Source organism: Paenibacillus sp. SEL1 (assembly GCF_054602535.1).
The window spans coordinates 5636779-5660274 of record NZ_CM137723.1; the positions used below are offsets into that span (position 1 = coordinate 5636779).

17 protein-coding genes are annotated in these 23496 nt (G+C 44.4%); 7 read left to right on the forward strand and 10 right to left on the reverse strand.

All coding sequences use genetic code 11. The features are described 5' to 3' along the window. Window positions 1-21: 21 nt before the first annotated feature. Window positions 22-2196, reverse strand: a complete 2175-nt coding sequence (gene nirB, locus ACYCSE_RS25865) for a nitrite reductase large subunit NirB (protein ID WP_459700616.1) — start codon at window positions 2194-2196, stop codon at window positions 22-24. Between the two features lie 419 nt (window positions 2197-2615). Between nirB and ACYCSE_RS25870 the strand changes: the two genes are divergently transcribed. From ACYCSE_RS25870 to ACYCSE_RS25885, 4 genes are all read left to right on the forward strand, one after another. After that, on the forward strand, window positions 2616-3857 hold the full coding sequence (locus ACYCSE_RS25870; protein WP_459700618.1) for a nitrate/nitrite transporter: 1242 nt from the start codon (window positions 2616-2618) through the stop codon (window positions 3855-3857). A 379-nt stretch (window positions 3858-4236) separates the two neighbouring features. Further along, entirely contained in the window at window positions 4237-5955 is a 1719-nt protein-coding gene (locus tag ACYCSE_RS25875) for an NAD-dependent malic enzyme (RefSeq protein WP_023989354.1), read from the forward strand. Window positions 5956-6054: 99 nt separating this feature from the next. Beyond that, entirely contained in the window at window positions 6055-7014 is a 960-nt protein-coding gene (locus ACYCSE_RS25880; RefSeq protein WP_025718424.1) for an AEC family transporter, read from the forward strand. Between the two features lie 325 nt (window positions 7015-7339). Beyond that, window positions 7340-9103: a methyl-accepting chemotaxis protein gene (locus ACYCSE_RS25885; protein ID WP_459700620.1), complete on the forward strand. Its 1764-nt coding sequence runs from the start codon at window positions 7340-7342 to the stop codon at window positions 9101-9103. Between the two features lie 95 nt (window positions 9104-9198). On the opposite strand, the gene ACYCSE_RS25890 is transcribed toward ACYCSE_RS25885, so the two are convergent. From ACYCSE_RS25890 to ACYCSE_RS25920, 7 genes are all read right to left on the reverse strand, one after another. After that, window positions 9199-10251, reverse strand: a complete 1053-nt coding sequence (locus tag ACYCSE_RS25890; RefSeq protein ID WP_459700622.1) for a glycoside hydrolase family 53 protein — start codon at window positions 10249-10251, stop codon at window positions 9199-9201. A gap of 103 nt (window positions 10252-10354) precedes the next feature. Then, window positions 10355-12442 (reverse strand): beta-galactosidase, encoded by a 2088-nt coding sequence (locus ACYCSE_RS25895; RefSeq protein ID WP_459700624.1) that lies wholly within the window; start codon window positions 12440-12442, stop codon window positions 10355-10357. A gap of 34 nt (window positions 12443-12476) precedes the next feature. Further along, a complete protein-coding gene (locus tag ACYCSE_RS25900; protein WP_069010559.1) occupies window positions 12477-13355 on the reverse strand; it encodes a carbohydrate ABC transporter permease in 879 nt (292 codons plus the stop codon). Window positions 13356-13382: 27 nt separating this feature from the next. Then, window positions 13383-14273, reverse strand: coding sequence for an ABC transporter permease (locus ACYCSE_RS25905; RefSeq protein WP_029517681.1), 891 nt, complete (start codon window positions 14271-14273; stop codon window positions 13383-13385). A 247-nt stretch (window positions 14274-14520) separates the two neighbouring features. After that, entirely contained in the window at window positions 14521-16203 is a 1683-nt protein-coding gene (locus ACYCSE_RS25910) for a type 2 periplasmic-binding domain-containing protein (RefSeq protein ID WP_459700627.1), read from the reverse strand. A 136-nt stretch (window positions 16204-16339) separates the two neighbouring features. After that, a complete protein-coding gene (locus ACYCSE_RS25915; RefSeq protein WP_459700629.1) occupies window positions 16340-17965 on the reverse strand; it encodes a response regulator transcription factor in 1626 nt (541 codons plus the stop codon). Then, window positions 17940-19760: a sensor histidine kinase gene (locus tag ACYCSE_RS25920; protein WP_459700631.1), complete on the reverse strand. Its 1821-nt coding sequence runs from the start codon at window positions 19758-19760 to the stop codon at window positions 17940-17942. Before ACYCSE_RS25920 ends, ACYCSE_RS25915 begins: the two co-directional genes overlap by 26 nt. 114 nt (window positions 19761-19874) lie before the next feature. Here ACYCSE_RS25920 and ACYCSE_RS25925 point away from each other — a divergent pair, with 114 nt between their 5' ends. After that, window positions 19875-20027, forward strand: a complete 153-nt coding sequence (locus tag ACYCSE_RS25925) for a hypothetical protein (protein WP_172828254.1) — start codon at window positions 19875-19877, stop codon at window positions 20025-20027. Between the two features lie 5 nt (window positions 20028-20032). Here ACYCSE_RS25925 and ACYCSE_RS25930 read toward each other — a convergent pair whose 3' ends face one another. Then, window positions 20033-20470, reverse strand: a complete 438-nt coding sequence (locus ACYCSE_RS25930) for a NucA/NucB deoxyribonuclease domain-containing protein (protein ID WP_302057298.1) — start codon at window positions 20468-20470, stop codon at window positions 20033-20035. Between the two features lie 140 nt (window positions 20471-20610). Between ACYCSE_RS25930 and ACYCSE_RS25935 the strand changes: the two genes are divergently transcribed. Next, window positions 20611-20805 carry a hypothetical protein gene (locus ACYCSE_RS25935; RefSeq protein ID WP_061828457.1) on the forward strand — a complete coding sequence of 65 codons (195 nt, stop codon included), beginning with the start codon at window positions 20611-20613 and terminating at the stop codon, window positions 20803-20805. Between the two features lie 387 nt (window positions 20806-21192). Next, window positions 21193-21495, forward strand: a complete 303-nt coding sequence (locus ACYCSE_RS25940; RefSeq protein ID WP_061828458.1) for a hypothetical protein — start codon at window positions 21193-21195, stop codon at window positions 21493-21495. Between the two features lie 69 nt (window positions 21496-21564). Here the strand turns inward: ACYCSE_RS25940 and ACYCSE_RS25945 are convergent, their stop codons facing one another. Beyond that, window positions 21565-23451 (reverse strand): Ig-like domain-containing protein, encoded by a 1887-nt coding sequence (locus tag ACYCSE_RS25945; RefSeq protein ID WP_459700635.1) that lies wholly within the window; start codon window positions 23449-23451, stop codon window positions 21565-21567. Window positions 23452-23496: the final 45 nt, after the last annotated feature.

A 23496-nucleotide genomic window follows, 5' to 3' on the forward strand; every position in this document is an offset into this window, starting at 1 on the left:
CCACAACTCCAACTCAACCCGTCATCCTGTCAGCATTGTGGTCCGTAGGCTGCCCGCCAGTTCACTTCGAAGAGCAGCATCAAGCACACTTTCCCGTAGCGCCATAACGCCAGTCCTTTCAATCCACTCCCACATTTTCTCCCCGTACCGGGCACTATGTCGGTATATTCGCAAGCAAACTGCAGCCAGCAGGACCGCTCCTGTCGGGTCCTCCTCCAATCCAAGCAGCTGCCCCTGGCGAACCGGATGCTCTGCATGACCACCGGCATAAACCTCCCAGCCTGCTGGAGATCGGGATATTCCAATATCGTGGACAAATACACCTCCGGGATACTCCGATCCAGGACAAACAGAAACTGTAACCAACGAGGGCAATGCAAGACTTCCCCATAAAGTTGCCAACCGTTCTCTTAGCCAGGCTACTTCTACAAATGCCTGATCCATCAGGTCCGACTTAACAAAAGCCTGATTCTCGGCATTTAGGTTCGTAAAGCGCAGACCCGCAGAGGGCGCTTCTCCTCCGCACCGCTCGGCAACCTGAACCGCAACACCAGAACTTAATGGATTTGTCGCAGATCTGTCGCGCAATCCGAGAGATTCCAAATAATAAAGTACAGCTGGACGACATAATTCACACCCCTGCTGTCTGGTCCAACCGAGACGGGACACTACTTCCTTTGGTGTCTGACAGGCTGCGTCCACCATAGCTGTCTTAAGCGAATCATGATCGTAGTGCGTACATCCACACACAGGGACAACTTCTTGGGCGGTCGGAGTAACTACAGGCCCGGAAACTGTCGATCGGGACAAACTATTTTTGACCAGTGCAGCCACCAGCGGCCGACAGCCCCCACAGGAACCGGATGCTTTGGTCCGGCTTTTCACTTCTTCCACCGTCTTCAGCTTATCCGTAGCAATCGCTCGCAAAATAGCCCCCTTACTTACGCCGTTGCATGCACATATCATCTCCTCTTCCGGCAGTGCGGCTACCGCATCCTCTGCTCTGCTCTCGCTGTTATCCTGGGATGCAAGCTCTGTAGCCGACGCGCCGCGCCGTACCATACCGAGCAGGGAGTTACTTTCCGCCGTATCTCCGAATAAAATGGCACCAGTGACAGCACCGGCATGCATCATCACTTTTTTGTAAACCTCCTGCATCCCGTTATACTCCATGACCGCTATCTCGCTTCCCTCTTCGCGAATGTCTCCTACGGAAAACAGATGAATCCCCGCTACCTTGAGCTGCGCATACGGAACCGTCCCTTCATAGGGAGCCGTTTCACGACCACAAATAACTTTTGCCAGCACTTTGCCCTGCTCATATAGCGGCGCCACTAGCCCGTATGAAATCCCGCGATGCTCAGCACATTCGCCGACGGCATAAATACCGGGAATACTCGTGCGCATATAATCATCCACGACAATGGCACGGTTTACGGTCAGACCGCTGTCCTGAGCTAATTCGATATTCGGTCGGATACCAACCGCCAGCACAACCAAATCCGTTTCCAACCTGTTCCCGTCCGCAAATATTAATCCTTGCGCCCTGTTTCGGCCTATGATGTTGACCGTTTCCTTCGCCAAATGAAACCTCATGCCCTGTTGTTCCAGCTTTCGCTGCAGAAGCACAGCCGCCGTCCGATCAAGCTGACGGTTCATAAGATACTGCGCATTATGAACAACCTCAGTTTCCATCCCTAGATTCAGCAAGCCTTGAGCGGCTTCAAGTCCTAACAGCCCCCCTCCGATAACTGTCGCCTTACGGTATGTTTTGGCATATCTTGCCATAGTTTTACAATCATTCACATCACGAAAAGCGATTACCCCCTGTTTTCGAGCTCCGGGAATGGGCGGCATGAAAGGCAATGAGCCCGTTGCCAATATGAGCATGTCATAAGGTTCTTTGATGCCGGATTCCGTTACCACCATCCCGGCTGCAACATCAATACGACAGACGCGTTCACCCGCGTACAACTTTACCCCGTTCTCTTCATACCAGTCCCAGTCATGGGTAACGATGTGCTTAAATGAGCTCTCCTCCTGAAGCATTTTGGACAGGAGCACTCGGTTGTACCCGGGACGGGGCTCTGCACCAAATATCGTGATTTGGAACCGCTCTGGCTCCAGATCAAGTATTTCCTCCACACATTTAATGCCTGCCATACCGTTACCGACGACGACCAGTTTTTTCATCATATTAAACCAGCCCCATTCTCCGAATAAAATAAGACAGAAAAAGCCCTTCTCCATTCCATGGAAAAGGGCACCGTTGCCGTAAATGTCGGCACATCGTTGTGCCGATATGTATCTAAGATTACTGAATTGTGAATGTCATGTCAATATTCAATACATGAAAACTGCATTTTTTCACCTCATATTTAATTTTTTGTGATTTTGTGTTATGTATATTGACATAAAACAGATCCTTTTTTATAATTTGATTAAAATCACTCCAACGTGATCATACCAAGTCGACTCACAATGAGGTGTGTCAACCACGGCAATGAGGCCGCAAACCGTTTCCTAGATACCATGTAGGGGCGATTTGCGGCTTTTTCATGTTCAAATTACATTTTGCAGACAAAGAACAACAATTAGAACAGGAGAGATGGAGAATGAACAAAAAAAGTTTCTGGAAAAGCGGACACAAGCCCACCCTATTTGGCTCCTTTCTGTATTTTGATATCAGTTTTATGATCTGGGGAATGATCGGACCATTAGCCGTTGTAATTGCTAATGATTATCCAATGGACCCTGTACAAAAAGCCAATCTTGTCGCCCTACCTATACTTGGTGGTTCCCTGCTGCGGCTCGTGCTCGGATTCATGTCAGATTATATCGGTCCGAAGCTCACGGGACAGATTGGTATGCTTGTCACGATAATCCCTCTCTTGCTCGGCTGGCTGTGGGTTGATTCGCTAGAGCACATGTACGTTGTTGCCCTGCTCCTGGGCGTAGCTGGAGCATCATTTGCAGCTGCGCTGCCGTTGGCCAGTCAATGGTACCCCAAAGAGCATCAAGGCTTGGCTATGGGAATTGCCGGTGCCGGGAATAGCGGTACCGTCCTTGCGACATTGTTCGCCAACCGCATTGCTCAACATTTTGGCAGTTGGGAAGCCGTTTTCGGATTGGCCATCCTCCCCATCTTAACCGTCTTCGTTCTGTTCAGTATTTTTGCCCGCAACAGCCCTCACCGCCCAGCACCAAAAAGTCTGTCGCAATATGCTTCGGTGCTCAAACAGAGGGATGCCTGGGTATTCTGTGCCTTTTACTGCGTGACGTTTGGCGGATTCGTTGGCCTTTCTAATTATTTGACTATTTTCTTTAATACCCAATATGGCCTCTCCGCGGTACATGCCGCCGATTTTGCGACCATTTGTGTGATTGCCGGAAGCTTCTTTCGTCCTGTAGGTGGCTTTTTGTCCGACCGGATTGGTGGTTCAACTATGTTAATGTACTTGTATGCAGGAGCCGGGATTATGCTCGCCGGCATTGCGTTTTTACCGCCACTTGCCGTGGTAGTCGTGCTGCTGTTCGTAGGCATGATGTGCCTTGGCGCTGGCAACGGCTCCGTATTCCAGCTCGTTCCGCAGCGGTTCGGCAACGAAATCGGGCTCATGACCGGTATCGTCGGCGCTGCTGGTGGCATAGGCGGGTACTTTCTTCCCCTTATACTGGGTCATCTATACAAATCAACAGGTTCCTATATGCCAGGCTTTATCTGTCTGAGCCTGATCACATTCTGTGCCTTTACCCTCGTCATCATAATGCAATTGAAATGGCGTAACAGCTGGATGCGACGCTCTGATACAGTTACTGATGAAGCCGTCAATCGCATCGGAGAATTAAATATCTGATGTTCATTAAACATAGAGCTGCGAAGCATTGAATTGTCCCTCAACCATCCCTATAGTCAAAAAAATAGCTTAACTTCGTTTATATAAAATGAAGTTAAGCTATTTTTCATGCGCACTCAATCGAATCACACCTATAAAAACTATGATAATTATCACATTAAATAAATATTTTTCGAAAATATTATGAAAATTAAATGAAATTTTCATTCGAAAAACATTGAAAATCGCTTTCATTTTCATAATTTTTCTTATGTAAACACTTATATAACCATTTTTCACACAACATACTTGTTCACTTGGTTTAAAATAAGGCGTATACTTGTTCACGAATTGTTCAAGGATTAACAAAATGTAATTTTTTAGAAAGAAGGAATTGAAAATGCGTGCTTTTCATTTTACGGAAGACGGATCTATCGAAACTAAATTAACCGGAAAAGATCTACTTGCCAACCCCCTGCTGAATAAAGGAGTGGCTTTTACCCTGGAAGAACGGAAACAGCTTGGACTTGATGGTCTCCTTCCTCCTACGATATTAACTATTGAGGAGCAGGTTCAGCGGGTTTACGAGCAATTTCAGAGCCAACCGGATAATTTGCGTAAAAATGTTGCGTTAAATGATCTTTTTAATCGGAATACCGTTCTTTATTATCGTTTGCTCTCTGAGCACCTAAGCGAAATGCTCCCGATTGTTTATACACCAACAGTAGGCCAGGCTATACAGGAATACAGTCATGAATATCACAAGCCTGGTGGTATGTATTTATCTATCGATAATCTTGCGGGTATTGGAGAGGCTTTTAAGAATTTGAACCTAGACCCTGATGATATCGACCTGATCGTAGCCACAGATTCCGAGAGTATTTTGGGAATCGGGGACTGGGGAGTCGGAGGTATTAATATCTCTATTGGTAAGCTTGCTGTGTATACAGCTGCTGCTGGTATAGATCCTAGCCGGGTGCTGGCAGTTGTTCTTGATGCAGGTACAAACAACGAGAAGCTATTGGAAGATCCTTTATACATGGGGAATCGTCATAAACGTGTACGTGGAGAACAATATGACCAATTTATTGACACTTATGTTCAAGCTGCACTTTCCTTTTTCCCGAATGCCCTGCTGCACTGGGAAGATCTGGGCAATGTCAACGCACGGAACATTATCAATAAATACGGAAATAGTATTCTGACTTTTAATGACGATATTCAAGGTACTGGAGCGGTTACGCTCGCAGGTGTGATGTCTGGTGTTCAATTGTCCGGAATCCCACTGAGCAAGCATCGGGTCCTAGTCTTTGGTCCAGGAGCTGCTGGAATCGGCAATGCAGACCAAATTAGCGCCGCCATGATGCTGGAAGGACTGTCAGAAGCAGAAGCAAGACGTAACTTCTGGGCTTATGATTACCGTGGACTGCTTACCAACGAAACAGAAGGACTTTTTCCATTCCAGGTCCCTTATGTGCGTGATGTTGCAGAATGCCGTGACTGGGAACATGCTGAGGATGGCAAAATCCCTTTGCTTGAAGTCATTCGCCGCGTAAAACCGACGATTATGATCGGTACTTCCGGTGTTACTGGGGCATTTAGTGAGGAAATCGTTAAAGAAATGGCCAAACATACAGAGCGTCCTATTATTATGCCTATGTCCAACCCGACTCCACTTGCAGAAGCAACTCCGCAAGATTTGATCCACTGGACCGAAGGAAAAGCCCTCATTGCAACAGGAAGTCCTTTCGAGCCAGTGATCTATAACAATATTAAGTTTGAAATTGGGCAATCCAACAATGCTTTCGTATTCCCGGGTCTGGGTCTCGGCGCAATCGTGGTAAAATCCAAAATTATAACAGATAGCATGTTTGCAGCAGCTGCCCATGCAGTAGCTCAAATGGTTGATTTGTCGCAGCCTGGTGCTTCCCTGCTGCCAAAAATTAACGAGCTACGAGAAGTATCTGAAGCGGTAGCCGTGGCTGTAGCTAAGGCAGCAGTTCAGGATGGAGTAGCACGTCATCAACCGGACGATATCGCACAAGCGGTTCGAGATGCGATGTGGGACTGCAAATATAAACCCATCAAACAATATGGTCAGGAAGCCGTCCTGGTTTAAAAAATAGCGAACAACATCAAATGTGTACTTGCATATGCAAAGTGATTATTTAACTGATGTCCGCCATTTTTGGCGGACATCTTCATTGGAGGCGACATCATGGCTACAGGTCATATTTTTATTATCTTAATTCCTATTTTCTTTGTCATTTTAATTGGTTATTTCGCAGGATTGTTTAAGGCTTTTAACCCTGCTTCTTCTAAGGGATTAAATACACTCGTGACGAAGTTTGCTCTACCTGCACACTTGTTTATTGGTATCACGACGACACCCAGAGAGACGTTGATTCAAAAGTGGCCCTTTCTTGTGGCTTTGCTACTTGGTGTAATCGGCTTTTATATTGTATTGCTCATTGTTTATCGCTTAATTGCCAAAAAAGGCCTGACTGAATCCTCCATGTTCGCATTGAATTCAACACAGCCTTCTTTTGCATTCATGGGAATTCCGGTTCTGGGCAGCTTGTTCGGAAGTGCGGCAGTCGCCATCCCGATTGCGATTACTGGGATCGTCGTTAATGCCATTCTTGATCCGCTTGCAAGTATTTTGGGAACGGTCGGTCAGCGCAAAACAACAGAATCCGACGGCACTAAAGGCAACTTATTTAAAGTCACTATGAAATCAGTCCTTCATGGACTCAGCGAGCCGCTTGCCTGCGTACCCTTGTTTGGTGTCGTATTGACTCTATGTGGATTCCACGCTCCGAAACTTTTGCAATCCATGTTTGATCAAATCGGCAATATTACTGCTGGTACAGCCCTATTTGCCATCGGGGTAACCATTGGTATCAAAAAGATTACGTTCAGTCCAAAAGCACTTAGCATCGCTGTGCTGAAAGCCATCGTGATGCCTATTGTTATGCTCGGTATTGCTGTTCTAATAGGACTATCCCATGAAGATGTAACCAAAGCCGTACTGCTTGTCGCTTTTCCCGGCTCGGCTGTGGCCGCTATGATTGCTACCCGTTATGAAACACTGGAAACGGAAGCTGCATCTGCATTTGTTATTAGCTCAGTCTTATCGCTCATTTCACTACCCTTACTCATTTCACTTCTTTTATAGGGACAGAAACTTAAGAACCCTTAATGCAATCCAGGTATTTATAGGTATAAAGCATACCCGTTTGCTCTCATTTATCTTATTTTTTAAATATTGTTTGAACAATAAAGTGATTTAGTAAGAATTGAGTTGGAAAAACAACATAAAATCCAGTTTTGCCGACAAGCGGCGGTCCCATCGTTTCATTCACTAGGGGCCGCCGTTCTTTTTGAATAACCTTCTACTCTCCCTTTTAATAAATACCTAACATTTAGAAAGCAAATTGTCGAAATATATATGGGGTAGGTTGTATATGAAACTAAATTGCTAATTCAAAGGAGAAGAAAACGTGAAAAACTTGAAGTGGAGAACTATGTCCTTTTTTGGTAAAAATCTATTAATCTCTTTTCTTAACATCGTATTAATAGGTGCTATTCTCATCACATCCAGCTATATACTTCAAAAGAACATTCTCACCACGCAGCTGCAAGACCAAGTTAAAGTATTGACTAAAAAATGGGCAGAAGATGTTGACAAAACAAAAGTACAACAAGCATTAAGCGAAAAAGATTATAACGGTTCTGCTCAACAGGATTTACGCAAATTCCTAGATTCTATCCACACATTTTATCCTAATGTTGCCCAAGCTTACATATTTGGCACAGAACTAACAGAAGGAAATCAAACCTCCATTATTGGCGTTCCTACAAATTTAGTCCAAGCTTTCCAAGACTCGAAGATGAATATTGGGGATATGTACACTCTTCCAGACGAAAATGTACAAGGTGTAAATAAAATGCTTCAATCTAAAGACTCAGCGTTTAGCAGCTTTTATACTGACGATTTTGGTACATGGACGACCATTGTTTACCCAATTACAGATGAAAGCGGTAAAATCACAAGTGCGATATACTTTGACGTAGACGCGAGCTCTGTACCTAACGGACTTCATAAATTGCTTGTATATGGTGTTTCATTGCTCATTCTGTTCCTTGCGATCTTCTTAACGGTCCAATATTTACTGGTAAAACGTACCCTCTCCCCGATTCGTAGCTTGATGAAGGGCATTGAAGAAGTCAGCGAGGGGAATCTGAATGTAAAAATTAAGACAGGCGAGGACGACCTTGGCATTATTAATCAAAAATTTAATTCTATGATCAAACGCCTTAACGATACCATGGTGAAAGTACAGGATACGACACAAGAAGTTACGGGATCTGCCCAGGAATTGTTAAGTATTAGCGAGAAAAACAGTACGAATACGAACGTCATTAATAGCAATATTCAGGAAATAACCCAGGGGCTTGAAGCTCAGGATCACGCAGCACATGAAAGCTCCAGAGCTATGAATGAAATGTCGACAGTCATCCAAACGATTGCCGAAAGCTCCTCTTCCGTAGCCGATCAAGCTTATTCTATGGAAAAACGCTCCGTTGAAGGCAACCAGGTAGCCCAAAAGCTTTCCGCTCAAATGGACTCCATCTCCACTACAATGGAAAGTACAGCTGATTCCGTTAATGCGCTGCAGAACCGTTCTAACGAAATCAGCAATATCGTCAGCATCATTACAGGCATTGCCAGTCAAACGAATCTGCTTGCACTGAACGCTTCTATTGAAGCTGCCAGAGTCGGTGAAGAAGGTAAAGGTTTTGCAGTAGTAGCGGGAGAAGTGCGTAATTTGGCTGAACAGTCTCAAGAGTCTGCCAAACAGATTGCAGAGCTTATTGAAGAAATCCAAAAAGAAATTGAGCAGACTGTAAAAGGCATCAGCCTTGGTACAAAAGAAGTTCACATTGGGCTAGAAGTTACGAAGCAAACAGGCGAAATGTTCTCTGAAATTTTAGATGCGTCTAATAAAGTGTCGTCACAAATTCAAGAGGTATCCAGCGCAACGGAGCAGATCTCGGCCAGCACGCAGGAAATGTCAGCTACCTCTGACGAGCTGTCTTCGACAGTTAGCAAAACAGTCGACAGCAGCAAACAAATCGAGCATACCATTGGAGAACAGGCTGAGTCTATGGCTTCTATTGTCCAAGCTTCTGACAAACTCACATTGATGTCTGGGGAGCTGGAAGAGCTCATTTCGTTCTTCAAGGTGAACCGGGAAGCCTAATTTTATAACTCCAAGTAACTCAAGATAACAATAAAGAACCTCTAGTCTGCATAGAATGCGAACTAGAGGTTCTTTGATCTACTCTTACATACTTCTTAATTTATAAATCCTTCCAAAGCTGAGGTTGGTTTACCGTCAGCCTGCCAAGCACCTTTGTTATAACCTTGATTGTAACCTGGAGTTGCAGCCGGCTCCCAATAAAATACCCCTGTACCCTTGCCGCCTCCAATGTTACGAACCTTTGTTTTGATTGCAGAAATAAATGCCTTGGAAGCAGCAGGTTCGTTATATTCCATTCCGATTTCACTGATGACAATGCCTTTGCCGTATTTGGCAATGAGGTTATTGGCATTGGTAATCGTCTGGTCCACCTTACCCTGCCAGTCAGAAGGAGACGGATACAGAGACAGCCCGATGAGATCAAACTGAGCTCCATTATCAATCAGCCCACCGATATTCCAGTTCAACACGGAACCGTTATCCCCGTTGGCTAAATGTACGATCGTTTTAGTACTGCTGCTAACCGATTTTACAGCATTATTACCTGTATTGACGAGCCAGGCATAGTTTTTCATGTTCACCGAAGCTTTGCCGTCTTCCCAGAGCATTCCATTGTTCGTCTCATTACCGATCTGCACCCAGTCCGGTGTTACCCCCTTGCTTTTCATCGTGTTCATAACATAGACCGTATGAGACCAGACTGCATCCATAAGTTGTGTAAATGTGAAATTGCGCCACGCATAAGGTTTGTTCTGTTGCCCTGGATCTGCCCAGGAATCACTATAATGTAGAGTCAGCATAACGCTCATGCCCAATTTTTTAGCTCGCTGTGCCAGTTCTGCTGCCTTTTCGGCATTCATGTATCCGCTTGCATAATCTTTCATGTCAGGGTTTACCCACACACGGATACGTACCGAGTTGATCTGATAGTCATCCCGCAAAATTTGCAGTATATCCCGACGAACACCCTTTTTATCCTTCCAAGTCATACCTTGCGCTTCCATTCCTGCTACCCAGCTTATATCTGCTCCTTTGGCGAAAGCAGGGGCGGCCGAAGCCGCACCCAACCCCACAAAGCCCAACGGATACAATAAGCTGGATAACAAGATCAACATCGCAAATACCATAATGCGGTTACCTGTTTTCATAAGTACATCCTCCATTCAAATTGTATACTCCTCATTGCCTCTGACCAATCTACCAGCTCCCTCACTCGGGAAAACGATAGAGATCACACTTTAATATCATGTTCTATTTATTGCGCTCTGTCTTTAAAACCTTAACAGCGTAGGCATCCAATTGAACGCTACCGTCTTCTATCGCAGGATTTTCAAGCATATCCGCATAAGTTCGTCCATCCAACGTAATCTTTTGCGGCTCATGCGTGAAATTCAGTATAAAAATATAATCATGAACCCCATCGGTACGAATCGCCGTATTCACTCCATGAGGCAACTTCACATTGAGCGCTTTACTGATTCCTGCATCATCAATTAAACTTCTGTAAAAATGACTGTGGAATAGTCCGATGTTGCGTGATGCGATGTAATAAGCCTTTCCCTGTCCCAAACGGTTCACCGTCAAAGCCGGACGTCCTGCATAAAAGTCTGAGCCGTACACAGCCAGTACCTCTGCACCCTCCGTATGAATGAGATCACACAATTCTACAGCTTCATACTCCCCATGCAGATCCAGCTCATTGCCTTCAACCGGCAAAATGTGATTACGATCATGATCATGCAATCCGTCAATCTCTTCCGACCAGATCCCCAGCGTCTTACGAAGCGGGCCCGGAAAGCCTCCAAGGAAGCACAAATCATGTTCATCTACGATACCAGACCAATAGGTTGCTACGAAAACGCCGCCATTTTCAACAAATTTCTGTATACGCTCCCCCACACCACTGCGGACCATATACAACATCGGAGCTACCAAAAGTTTGTATTTGGAGAAATCTGCATCCATATGAATGACATCTACAGGCACACCCTGCTCCCAAAGTGCCAAATAATGCGCTTCAGCTGTCTCCTCATATTTCACACCTTTGTTCCGCGGTCCCTGTGAATCGTTGATTCCCCAACGGTTCTCCCAGTCAAAAATGACTGCGGCCTCCGCCGGTACAGTTGTACCGATAACCTCCTCCAGTTTTTCCAGCGCATTACCGACATGGGTCACATCCCCGAATACCCGAGTGTGCTCATGTCCGACATGATCGACAACCGCACCATGCAGCTTTTCACTCGAACCCCGGCTTTTCCGCCACTGAAAATATTGAACGGTGTCTGACCCGTGTGCCACAGCCTGTAAAGACGATAGCAGATGCATTCCCGGCCGCTTCAGCTTGCTAACGTCTTGCCAGTTCGTCAAACTCGGCGTACTCTCCATGAGCATCCAAGGCTTGCCTCCCTTGATTGAACGAATAATATCGTGCATCATAGCCACTTTCGCAGCTTGACGGCTATCATCTCCCTCACGGTCATGCCACGTCGGGTAACTATCCCAGGATATAACATCGAGCAGATCAGCAAACTTCCAGTAATTCAATCCTTCAAAAAACTCCATTAAATTGGTTGTGACTGGAATAGCTGGATTGGCAGCCTTGAGCGGCACAATCTCATGTTTGATAAAATCTGCGGTCTGATCGGTCACAAACCGTCTCCAGTCCAAATTCATAGCATGGACCTGTGTCTCACCATGAGGTGCCGGAGACTCAATTTGGCTCCAATCTGTAACTGTATGACTCCAAAAGGTCGTCCACCATGCGTGATTGAGTTTGTCCAGCGTACCGTATTTATCCTGGACCCAAGCGCGAAATGCCTCCTGACAATAATCACAGTGGCAATCTCCACCAAATTCATTGGAAATGTGCCAGCCAATAACAGCAGGATGGTTAGCATAACGCTCAGCCAGCTTCGTGTTCATGATACGCACTTTTTCCCGGTAAACAGGTGACGTAGAACAGTGATTATGGCGAAACCCATGCAGATTACGGACACGGTTAGCCTCCACACGCAGCACCTCAGGATATTTTTGTGACATCCAGGCTGGTCTTGCTCCACTCGGAGTGGCCAAAAACGCATAAATTCCGTTCTCAGCAAACGAATCCAGAATACGGTCCAGCCACTCAAATGTAAATACACCTTCCTCAGGCTCCAATGAAACCCATGAGAAAATGCCGACAGACATCACGTTACATTTGGCTAGTTTCATTAGACGGATATCCTCCGCTAACACCTCAGGGTAATGCTGCCATTGCTCCGGGTTATAGTCCGCTCCATGCAGCATACGTGGAACTCGCTCACTAATGGGATGGTACTTGATTATGTTTTGATTCGTCACTACAAATCATCTCCTTCTATTAATTTAATTTCTGTTACTCTTTGACGGAGCCTAGCGTCATACCTTTAACAAAATACTTTTGTAAAAATGGATATACAATTAGAATAGGCGCTGCACCAATGAAAATTTGCGCAGCATTAACCGTCGTTTGAGAAAGTAATTCCATCTCTTTGGGACTCATGCTCATGGAACTCATGTCCTTCTGAATAATTACAGTTTGCAGGAACGTCGCCAGCGGATAATCCTTTGCATTGCTCAAATAGAGCAGACCGTCAAACCAGGAGTTCCAATGAAATACCATACTAAACAGCGCAATCGTCGCAATGGAAGGCATGGATATCGGTAAAAAGATACTAAACAATGTCCGAAAATGTCCTGCTCCGTCGATCAATGCGGCCTCTTCCATCTCTTTGGGAATTCCTCTAAAAAAGTTCAACATAAGGATGACCAGAAATGTGTTGACCGCTCCTGGCAAAACAAGTACCCAGAAACTGTCCATGAGGTGGATCTTTTGAATAACCATATAGAATGGAACCAGACCACCGTTAAAAATCATGCTGAATACGAACAACCATGAATATACGTTTCGGCTACGGAACACAGATGTTTCCTTTGAAAGTGGATAAGCAGCTAAAAAGGTAATAAGCAGTGTTAAGCCGGTTCCCAATACAGTCCGACAGACAGAAATCCAGATGGAGTGCAGAAAAATCGGGTTATTCATCGTCTTCTTATAGGCTTCTAATGAAAATTGTACCGGCCACAGTCCAACCAGATTGGCATCTGCAGCTGATTTAGCACTAAATGATACCGCTAACACATGAATCAGCGGAACGATACACATGATGGACAAAATCACAAGCAAGCAAATATTAAACACATTAAAGATGCGGTATGGCGTTGTTTTATGATACATGACTCTCCCTCTTTCAGCCTCGTGGAATCAAAATATGCGGTAACCTGCCCATTTGTAAGCAAGTCGATAAGATATCAGAATGAGAATCATACTGATAACGGATTTGAACAACCCGATAGCAGTGGCAAAGCCCATTTCCCCATTGATTAACGCTGTCCGGTAGACGAATGTATCAATAATATCGCCTTTTTGGTAAACCAGCGGATTATAAAGGTTGAAAATCTGGTCAAAACCGGCGTTCAGTACATTGCCAAGTGCAAGCGTTCCAACAACGACTACCATCGGAATTAACGAAGGTACAGTGATGTGTAGCGTCTGTCTCCAGCGGCTTGCTCCATCCATTTCAGAAGCCTCATACAACGAAGGATTAATACCCGCCAGTGCAGCAAGAAATACGATGGTGTTGTATCCGAACTCCTTCCATATATCCGATACAATGACAGTAAACCGAAACCAGTTATTATCTCCTAGAAAAAAGATAGGCTGAATCCCGAAACTACCGAGAATACGGTTCATAAATCCATCTGTAGCCAACAGGTCAATCAGAATTCCGCCCAAGATGACCCACGACAGAAAGTGTGGCAGATAAACCAGTGTTTGAATGGATCGCTGAAGTCCAACCTTGCGAATTTCATTCAGCAGTATAGCAAAAACAAACGGAACCACCAGATTGAAAAACATCTTTAACACAGCAATAATTAGCGTATTCCAGACGACTTGAAGACTGTCCTCCCGTTGAAACAAAAAACGGAAGTTATCCAGTCCAACCCACTCGGAACCAGTTATGCCTAGCCAAGGTTTGTAATTTTGAAAGGCCATCACGATGCCGCCCATCGGAATGTAGCTGAATACAATTAAAAAAATGATGGCTGGCAGCAGCATGATATGAAATGGCCACGTACGTTGCAGACTTCTCATTGCAGTTCCTCCTGTAACTCTCATGGTATACTTCAATTATAAAAGCGTTTTCGCGGTCCCAACAGTTCAAAAAACCAACATACATGGCACAAAAGCAATCATTTTTTTAAGCTCGCCAAACGAATAAAACTTTTTTTCAAATACACCATGATAGCGCATTCATTTCTACTCGATACGGGTAAAGCTGTAGTAAAAAGGCTGCCCACCTCGGGACAGCCCTCCTACTCTGTTACAACATCATTGGTTTTTACTTTTCGACGCTTTTATACCATTCGTTTACTTCATTTGTAATTTGTTCGCCACCAGCTGTTTTCCACGTCTGCACAAAGGTATCAAAAGCAGAGATCGGCTGCTTGCCATAAATAATTTCATTGAAGGTCTGACTTTCAATCTTATCCAGATAGTCCTTTTTAGCCTTCATAGTTGGCGTAGTAGGGCCCGTGAACTGATCTTTCATGGAGATATCTTTCTGTTCCATAAGCACTTTGGCAGCTGCGGGAGTATCTTTCCCGTAGTTCACCATTACATCTTTCTCCAGACGGGTCTTCGGTTCTGCGCCGTTAGCCAAACTTAACAAAGCCTTCATTTGGGCATCAGGTATACGCGCACCATCACGAACCAGCAAATAACGAATAGAGTTTACATAACCGCCTGGTATTTTATCGATAGACATTAGCTTGCCGTCCGCATCCAAATCATAATCGTAGCCTTTAAACAGCCCATTCGACAAATCGCCGTCCGGTTTGGCATTAGCATAATGGTCAAACAAATAATTTTGATAAGTGAAAAAAGCTTCAGGATGCTGCATTTGTTTGTTGATTAATACGACACCATTGGTGTATTGCGTTCCGTGACGCATCGCTTTGTTGTCAGGACCCGCTGGAATCTTGATCGGCTTCCACACGGCACCCGGCGCATTTTTGACTGTATCCTGAAGCGGCCAGCCGCTCATCCAATATGGTCCAGGAATCATACCGGCTGTTCCTGCGACTGTAGGTTCTGCCGTTTTATTTTCATCCCACAATGCTGCTTCCTGAGGAATATATCCCTTTTTGAGCCACTCGCTCAGCTTTTGCAAACCCGGCTTCATGCCAGGCTGCACGGAGCCATATTCCAAACTGCCATTCGTGCCTTTGTTCCACTGCTGAGGTAGAGTGCCGTATGCCCCGAAAATCCAGGATGGGTCACCCATCCAAGTGTTCATGGATGTTTTAAAACCGATGCTGAGCGGAATCACTTTGTTCGGAGCCAGTCCGTCCGGATTTTTATTTTTAAAGGCATCCATCACTTTTTCCAGATCATCCATCGTCTCTGGAGCCTTCATACCCAGCTTATCCAACCAATCTTGTCGTACCCACAATACATAATCATGGTTATAGGCAAAATCAAGCACAGGAATACCCATTTTTTTGCCATCTCGGCTATACTGATTCCATACGTTTGTATCCTGATTCATCGCCTGCTTCCAGGAATCCGAAGCGTACTTGTCAAACAACGGGCCTACCTCTGCAAACATACCAGAATCGATCATGTCTTGTGCCAGTTGCTCATTCTCCGTCCCCAGTACAACGACGTCCGGCATCTCCTGACCGGAGGACATAGCCAAACGCAGCTTCGTAGCAAATGCGCCATTCGTATCCGTGACGGACCAGAGTGATTTGATATTAATACCGAATTTCTCTTTAGCCCATTTGGTCGCAATGTTATTTTCGATAGATTCACCATTTTTAAATTTTAAGGCGGGATCTACACCCCATACCGTGGAAATTGTGACTTCTGGATTGTATTTTTCTTTGTATACGTTTTCAGTTTTAGCTGTGCTGTCCGCATTTCCATCATTCCCCGTACCTGAGCAGCCCACAAGGCCCACTCCTAATACCATAGTTGCGGCGAGCAACGACAACAGCTTTTTCTTCGAATGAACTCGCATATTGTTCCCCCTCTAAAAATCATTATCTACTCTTTTATTATAAGAGGGCTTTTCTTCACAGCCTATGTCACAAAATAAATATTTCTGCACCTTTCCCAACTGATCTTTGCTGGTTTCGTCCTTACTGGTCCCATCTTTACTGGTCCCGAAATTCATGCGGAGTCATTCCGTAATGCTTTTTGAACATCTTACTGAAATATTGGGGATTCTGGTAGCCTAGTTCTGTCGTAATTTCGTATATTTTTTTGTTGGAATATTTGAGCAAATAAAGAGCCCGCTCCATTCTCATTCGGATAATATAGTCACCCAGACCTTCTCCGGTTTCAGCTTTATAAATTTTAGACAGATAGACTGGATGAAGATAAACCTGATCAGCAATCGTCTTAACAGACAGCTCCTGGCCTTTATCCTGGGAGATGAGCTCCTGAACCTGCTTGACCACATAGCTTTTAGCGCTTTGCTCGCTTGCGGACCATTCAGATTTAAGTTTGTTCATCATGGAAAATATCCACTCTTTGAGGTTGGGGAACGAATGAACCATTTTCTGCGCATGTAACGGATCGAAGCCTACTTGATCCATCTGTGTAATGAAACGTCCTTGTTTGTGCGCTGTATACATAAAGGCGCTCGTCACCGAAATAAACAGCTCATATAAATGCTCGCGTGTATATCCTACCTCTTCCATTTTTCCAAATACACGGCTCACTTTCGCTTCGGCCTCATCCCATTGCCTGGATTCAAGCAGATGAGTAAGCGTAGGGTGCATATAAAGCCCCTCCAGTGACTTAACTGAACTGTGTGGCTGTTCTGTCTGTTCTTCTATGAATAGCAGTGTATCCGTCTCCTCCTGATGGTTCCAGTATAAGGATCTAATTGCTGTCTGATATTGCTTAGGTAGCTCCTCTGGAAAATTAAACCATCCAGTTAATGCAACGTAAATTTCTCCTTTCAAGTAATTGCTCACATTTTTTCGAAAGGTCTCAATCGCCGCACTCAAAAAACGATTCTGCTCATCCGCGCTCCGTTCAGGAAATGAATTGCAATTCCCTTCTATTAATACAATTAAGCAGTCATGCGGCGCTTTGCAATGCCAAACGTGAAAATCAGGTGCGAACACTTCTTCGGCAATATTTCCAATCGCATACTCAATTAAGGAGACTGAATGATAGTCCATATCAGAAAAATGCTTTCCTAGCTGAATAAGCAGCATACTGGCAGGATGTCCCGTGCGTAGCTTGATTTCGTACTCGGACATTTTGCTCTCTATTTTGGGTACTGGTAAATCACGCCCGAGTAGCAAATCATGCATCAAATGGGTCCGCAGTACACCAAAATCGTTTCTGCGGCTATATTGTAATTGATGAACCTTGTCAAATGCTTCCCATTCTTCCTTTAGCGAATCCATGGCGGCTGACACACATTTGATAAACTCTTCATCATCCACCGGCTTTAAAATGTAATCAAAAGCCTTAAGCTGAAGCGCTTTTTTAGCATATTCAAAATCGGCATAGCCTGTCAGTAACAAACTCCGGATATGTGGCCATCGCTCGTTTACTTCAACAATCAACTCCAGTCCCGTCATACCAGGCATACGAATATCCGTAACCAGAATATCAATATCGTACGCTTCCAGCACATCCACTGCTGCTAATGCGGAAGCCGCTTGATGAACCCTCTCGATGCCTAGCGTCTCCCACGGGATGGTAGCTGCCAGACTTTCTGTTACATAACTCTCATCATCTACTAGTAATATCTGAACCATCTGGTCCCTCCGTTTTAACTATATTCGAATTTGGCGAAGGCTCAATTAAACCATTCGCATGCTCTCCTTCTGTTGAGATCGACCATTTTAAAACTGCACGCAATCCTCCCAATGGAGACAAAGAGAATTCCAGTCCTGCATCTTCCCCAAAATGTAATCGCATGCGTTGATGCACATTCCATAGACCATATCCATGTTCCTCTTCCACTGGCTTGTCAAGCGTTGATGTCAGGGCAGTTATAGCCTCTCTACTCAAACCGAGTCCGTTATCATCCACAATCAGGTACATATACGAGCCAACACGCTCGGTTAAAATATGGATTACACCATCCTCCGCTTGAGGCTCTATCCCATGCAGCACCGCATTTTCCACCAGTGGCTGCACTACAAGCGGCGGAATCAGCAGACTGCTAGCCTGTGAAGAAACCTGAATTAAGAACGTTAGCCTTGGCATACGCATCTGCTGTATGTTCAAATAATATTGAACAAATTCGACTTCCTCTGACAATGGAACCAAATCCCGCTCCTGTCTGGTTGTATATCGATAATACCTGGATAAATTATGGGCCATGGCCACGACCGCCTCATGATTGCGCAACTTCGCCATACTTGTAATAAACGAAAAACAATTATAAAAAAAATGCGGATTGATTTGTGACTGGAGCTGCTTTAGTCGCGCTTCCTTGACATGTAGCTGCTCAACATACACCTTCTCAAACAGCTCCTGAATCTGTTCGACCATCAGATTAAATTGACTAGACAGGAAAGCAAACTCGTGACTCCCCCTTAGACTTAATCGAACAGCATAGTCTCCATCCTTTAGTCTCCGAAATGCCCGCACAAGCTGAAGAATCGGCACTTGTACCTGTGAATGAAGCAAGTAAGCGCCAATCAAGCCTACCAGCAGCGAGCCAACAACAGTTATATAAAACAGGCGATTCGATGAGTAAATCGGAGACATCATATCGGACAAAGGCATATAATCAATCAAATACCACCCCGTCGTTTGCGAAAGAACGGCATGAACCAGGTAGCTTTCTTCTCCAATTTTCACAGTCAGATTATCAACTTCATGGAGCCCCATTTTTTCTAATTTTGAAATCAGCTGTCCAGACAGCTCTTCATTGGCAGTACGATTATAGATCGCTCCTACGCCTTTTTTATAATAAAAAGGCTCCTTTCGACCATCACCTTTGAAGCGGTCAAGCATATCCTGAATATTACTGCTGTCAAATTCAACTTTAATAATCGTGTTAGCGGTTTCTGGATTACCAAGCGAAGAAAACGGGGATAATGTATACAATGAAAATATAAATTGGTCTTTCCCGTATGATCTTTTTTTGGATACCTGCCAGCCGTCTTTTATCAGCTGATTTAGTTTTTTCTGGTCATATAAACCTGCTCCATTCTCCGATACAACTCGTCCAAGCGAAGGAGAATAGATACTCAGCCCTGTTCTCCAATTAGAAGAGCTTTCCTGAAGCCCAAGCTTGGTTTGAATCCGTTTGACCAGGTTAATTCCATCCAAATTGAGAACCTTGTCCTTCAAAAAAATCGCTTGAAAACTGGCTACATCGGGATCATGAATCAGCAGATGCGGCCAGGAGGAAATCATTTCAATATTCGTATTCACCTGGTTTTGAAAAAAAGTCAGCTGGTTATAATTAGATTGATTCAGCTCCTCACGTAATACACCTGTCGTTGTCTGATTAGAATAGACATATAGGATCAGCACAGGTATGAGCAATACGATAACGATGGAGACGATTTTAGTATAAAAATTAAATTTAAACATGCGTTCTACACATCCTCTGCACAAAAAACAGGCATACTTAAATGGTATGCCAGAGCCCTGACCTTCGTTGCCGTCAGTACATACTATACATTATCAATGGTTGGCGGTGATAATATGTTTGATGCTAAGCAAATGGAATGGTTTGACCAACTATCCGCTGAAGACTTGGCCATTTTAGGTGCCGGCTTCAATACACTAGGTGATTTTTTTGATTTTCTGGCGTTGATTAAGGCCAGACAGGAAACAGCCCAAGGTAATAAAAAGTAATAGCACTATTTCACAACAAATTTCACACGAGTTCCATCCTCATACTCATCCAATTGGTGACTGACCCATGATCCTGCCCCACGATTATCCTTAGGGGCTATGTATTTGATATTTGCACCTTTGCCACCTTCTGAGCACATAGCCATCGGCCATTCGTCACGATCGTATCCTTTACGAGTGGGAACACCTGCAAGCGAATGCTTGCGATTTTGCTCGGCTCCTTCACGGTCAATTGTGCATACCGGTGATTTTCCCGCCTGAATGGCTTCCTTAATATGCTGCGCCGTTTCAGGGTAACGACCTGACGGGAATTGCAGCGTAACCTGAGCCGATGAAGGCGGGTTTTCTCCTGTCATTTTCGTAAGAAGATTGCCTCCTTCAAACCAGTACGCGCCCGCAGCTAACAGCACTAAAGCTATAAAACTTAGCAATTTTTTCTTCAATTTCCCTCTTCCCTTCAAGCTATTCCAGTAGATACCTTCAACTAAGGTAATCCCCGGATTTTATTTTTTGTAACCCCTTACTGACTATAAAAAAAGGTTGAATATTCGACGACAAATAGTATAGAGAGGAGGTTGTACGAATGAACGATGAGATCAAACTGGCCGTGAGCCAAATGCAAGCCGTTGTAGTCCGGTTACTGAATGGAAGTACCTTAATTGGCTGGCCTAAGCTCCTATCTGACCAAGAAACTCAGCAATTCAAGCTCTACGATGACGAACACGTATATACGATTTCCGTTAATGACGTGGATACGGTCGCAAGAGTTATTGTATAAGATACAGGGAGCGACTTAATGAGACATCCAGTGGACAAGCCCGAACAAAGCACACCACAGGAGAAGACTGATCAGAATCCCCCAAAATAAACCTTTAAAAAGCTTCATACCTTACTGACAACCTTTCCGACTGGGCTTTTTCCCCATTATAACATGTCAGAAAGACAGCTGTCGCAGCTTGCTCTTATATCATCTTCGTATCATATATATTAAATTTTAAAATCACGACACAAAGGGAATAACGAAATAATTCCGAAAATTATGCCTGATCACCAGTGAAAATGCAATCATGACATAATAAAAGTCACATTTTAATCAAAATTTAATGAAAATTTTCCGAAAATGATGTATAATTATTGACATAACAAAACGCACGAGGTGATCATCATGGCATTATTAAACAGAGTTCATGAATTAAAATTGCAACTGCCTAACGAGCATCATAGCATTTCCCAATACGTGGAGCATGCATTGCATTCGATTGACAGTTTTGTGGAGCAACATCGTCAATTTGTAGCCGCTCAGGCTCTATATGGTGAAAAAATCAATGGTACAGAAGAAAGACTGTTCCGAGACACAATTTCTGAGATTAAAGCCCAACTGGTAGCTACTTTGGAAAAGACAGTTGAAGACTTCGCACACAAAGGCGATAAGCACTGGAAAAATCATTATCAGGACGGCGTAGAATAAGCTGAAAATAACCCCCGGTCTTTGGACCGGGGGTTATTTTATATAAGTGGATGTGGCAATATGCGTAGACTATTTTAACACTCTAGCCGATGTCGCTACAGTCTTACCACCATAAACTACTTTGATACTGGAACTTCCGGTATCAATCGCCTTCACCTGACCGCCAGTAACCTGTACGATCGACGGTTTGGAAGATGTCCATACCGCTGAGCTTGTCACATCGGTAGTTGCACCTGAATCATAAACTGCATTCACACTAAGCACTTGAGAGGAACCTTTAGGTAGCTTCAGGTTTTTATTGCTCAATACCAGTTTGAGCAGCTTAGGTGTGACCTTGATCTCAACGTTAAACGACTTATCCTGATATGTGCCCGTAATCGTTGCGTTTCCAATTCCAACGGCTTTAATGGAAGAGCCTTTTACGATCGCTACGGAAGCATTCGATGTTGTCCATTTCACTTTACTGCTCAGCGTAGCTTTTTTACCTTCCGTATATATACCGATGACTTTGATGGACTTACTTCCTTTCAAATTCATATCAGCACTCGAAAAGCTTGGTGTCAATGTAGAAATGGCTCCTTCCACAATGACAGGTACTTTCACATATTTGTTCATATACATAGCCTTGATTCCAGAGTTACCGCCATTCACCGCTTTTACTTTACCATTTGCTACTGTAACTGCGGCTGTTGTACCTACCCAGCTTACCTGATTGGTAACATCAAGTATTCCGCCACCAGCCATGTGTGCTTTTACTGTCGGAATATTTGCTTCTTGGCCTGCAACCAATACGTATTTTTTCTCTGAAGCGGTTAGTTTAAGTACTTTGTATTGCACAGTCACTGGAATATCAAGTTTGAGTGCACCTACCGTTGCTGTCAATGTTGCACTGCCTGGGTTCACTGCAACTAGCTTACCATTTGCTATTTTAACTGCACTTTCACTGCTTAAGCTCCATTTTACATCGGATTGAACTGCTTTTTTCGCCCCATTGACCAAATAAGCAGATATACTCGGAAGAGAAGTTTTGCCTCCTGTTTCGAGAGTCAGACTGGCTTTGCTCGAAACCAGTTTTTCAACCGTTGGAAGTACATTAATCTTCAGAGTCTTGCTCAAACCGTGATAGGACGCTGTAATCGTCGAATTGCCTGCATCCATTGGTGTGATTTTACCTTGCTCGACTGTGGCAACCAGCGGATTAGAGGAAGTCCATTCTGCCGTGTTGGTTACATCTGTTTTGCCGCCAGTCAGGTTAACATCGGTTGCACTAACCTGAATTGGGGAGCTACCCAGAAAGACCGATTTGGCCCCAGTTGCACTCAATACTAACGCCTGAGAAGAAGAACGCACATACACAATCGTTTGTGCTTTAAGTTCATCTTTGCTTGCCTTAATGTAAGTCACGCCTTTGGCAAGTGGACGAACAAGACCATCTTCAACGGTAGCAACAGCCGCATTCGAAGAAGTCCATTCGACACCGGATACATTTTCCGTCCCACCTCCAGTAAGTACACCTTGAGCAGTCAATTGCTTTGATTCTCCGCCAATCGTCAAATTAATGGGACTAGACGGATTTAATTGCAGCTTGCTGTAAGGCGATTTTACTGTAATCGTTGTACTTACCGTTTGCTTCTCATATGTGGCAACAATCTTAATCTGCCCTTTTGACACAGGAGTAATGAGCCCCTTATCAACCTTTAAAATGCTTGAATCCCCAGAGATCCATTCTGCCTTTTGGGTAACATCTTCTTTGCCCTTTTCAGTCAATGACCACACTTTTAATTGAGCGGGGCTTCCACCCAGATTCAATGTAGTCGGATTTTGACTGTCCCACTGTACCGTGGAGGTCGTGCTCTCCTCAGCCCGGATCAAACCCGCTGGCCATGCTGCAAATACAAACATCAGCAAAGCAAGTAAGAAGGTACTCCGTTTGCTCATACGTTTCATACGCTCCATTCGTTTCTCTCCCTTAGTTTCATCTCTATAAAATAGGATATAATT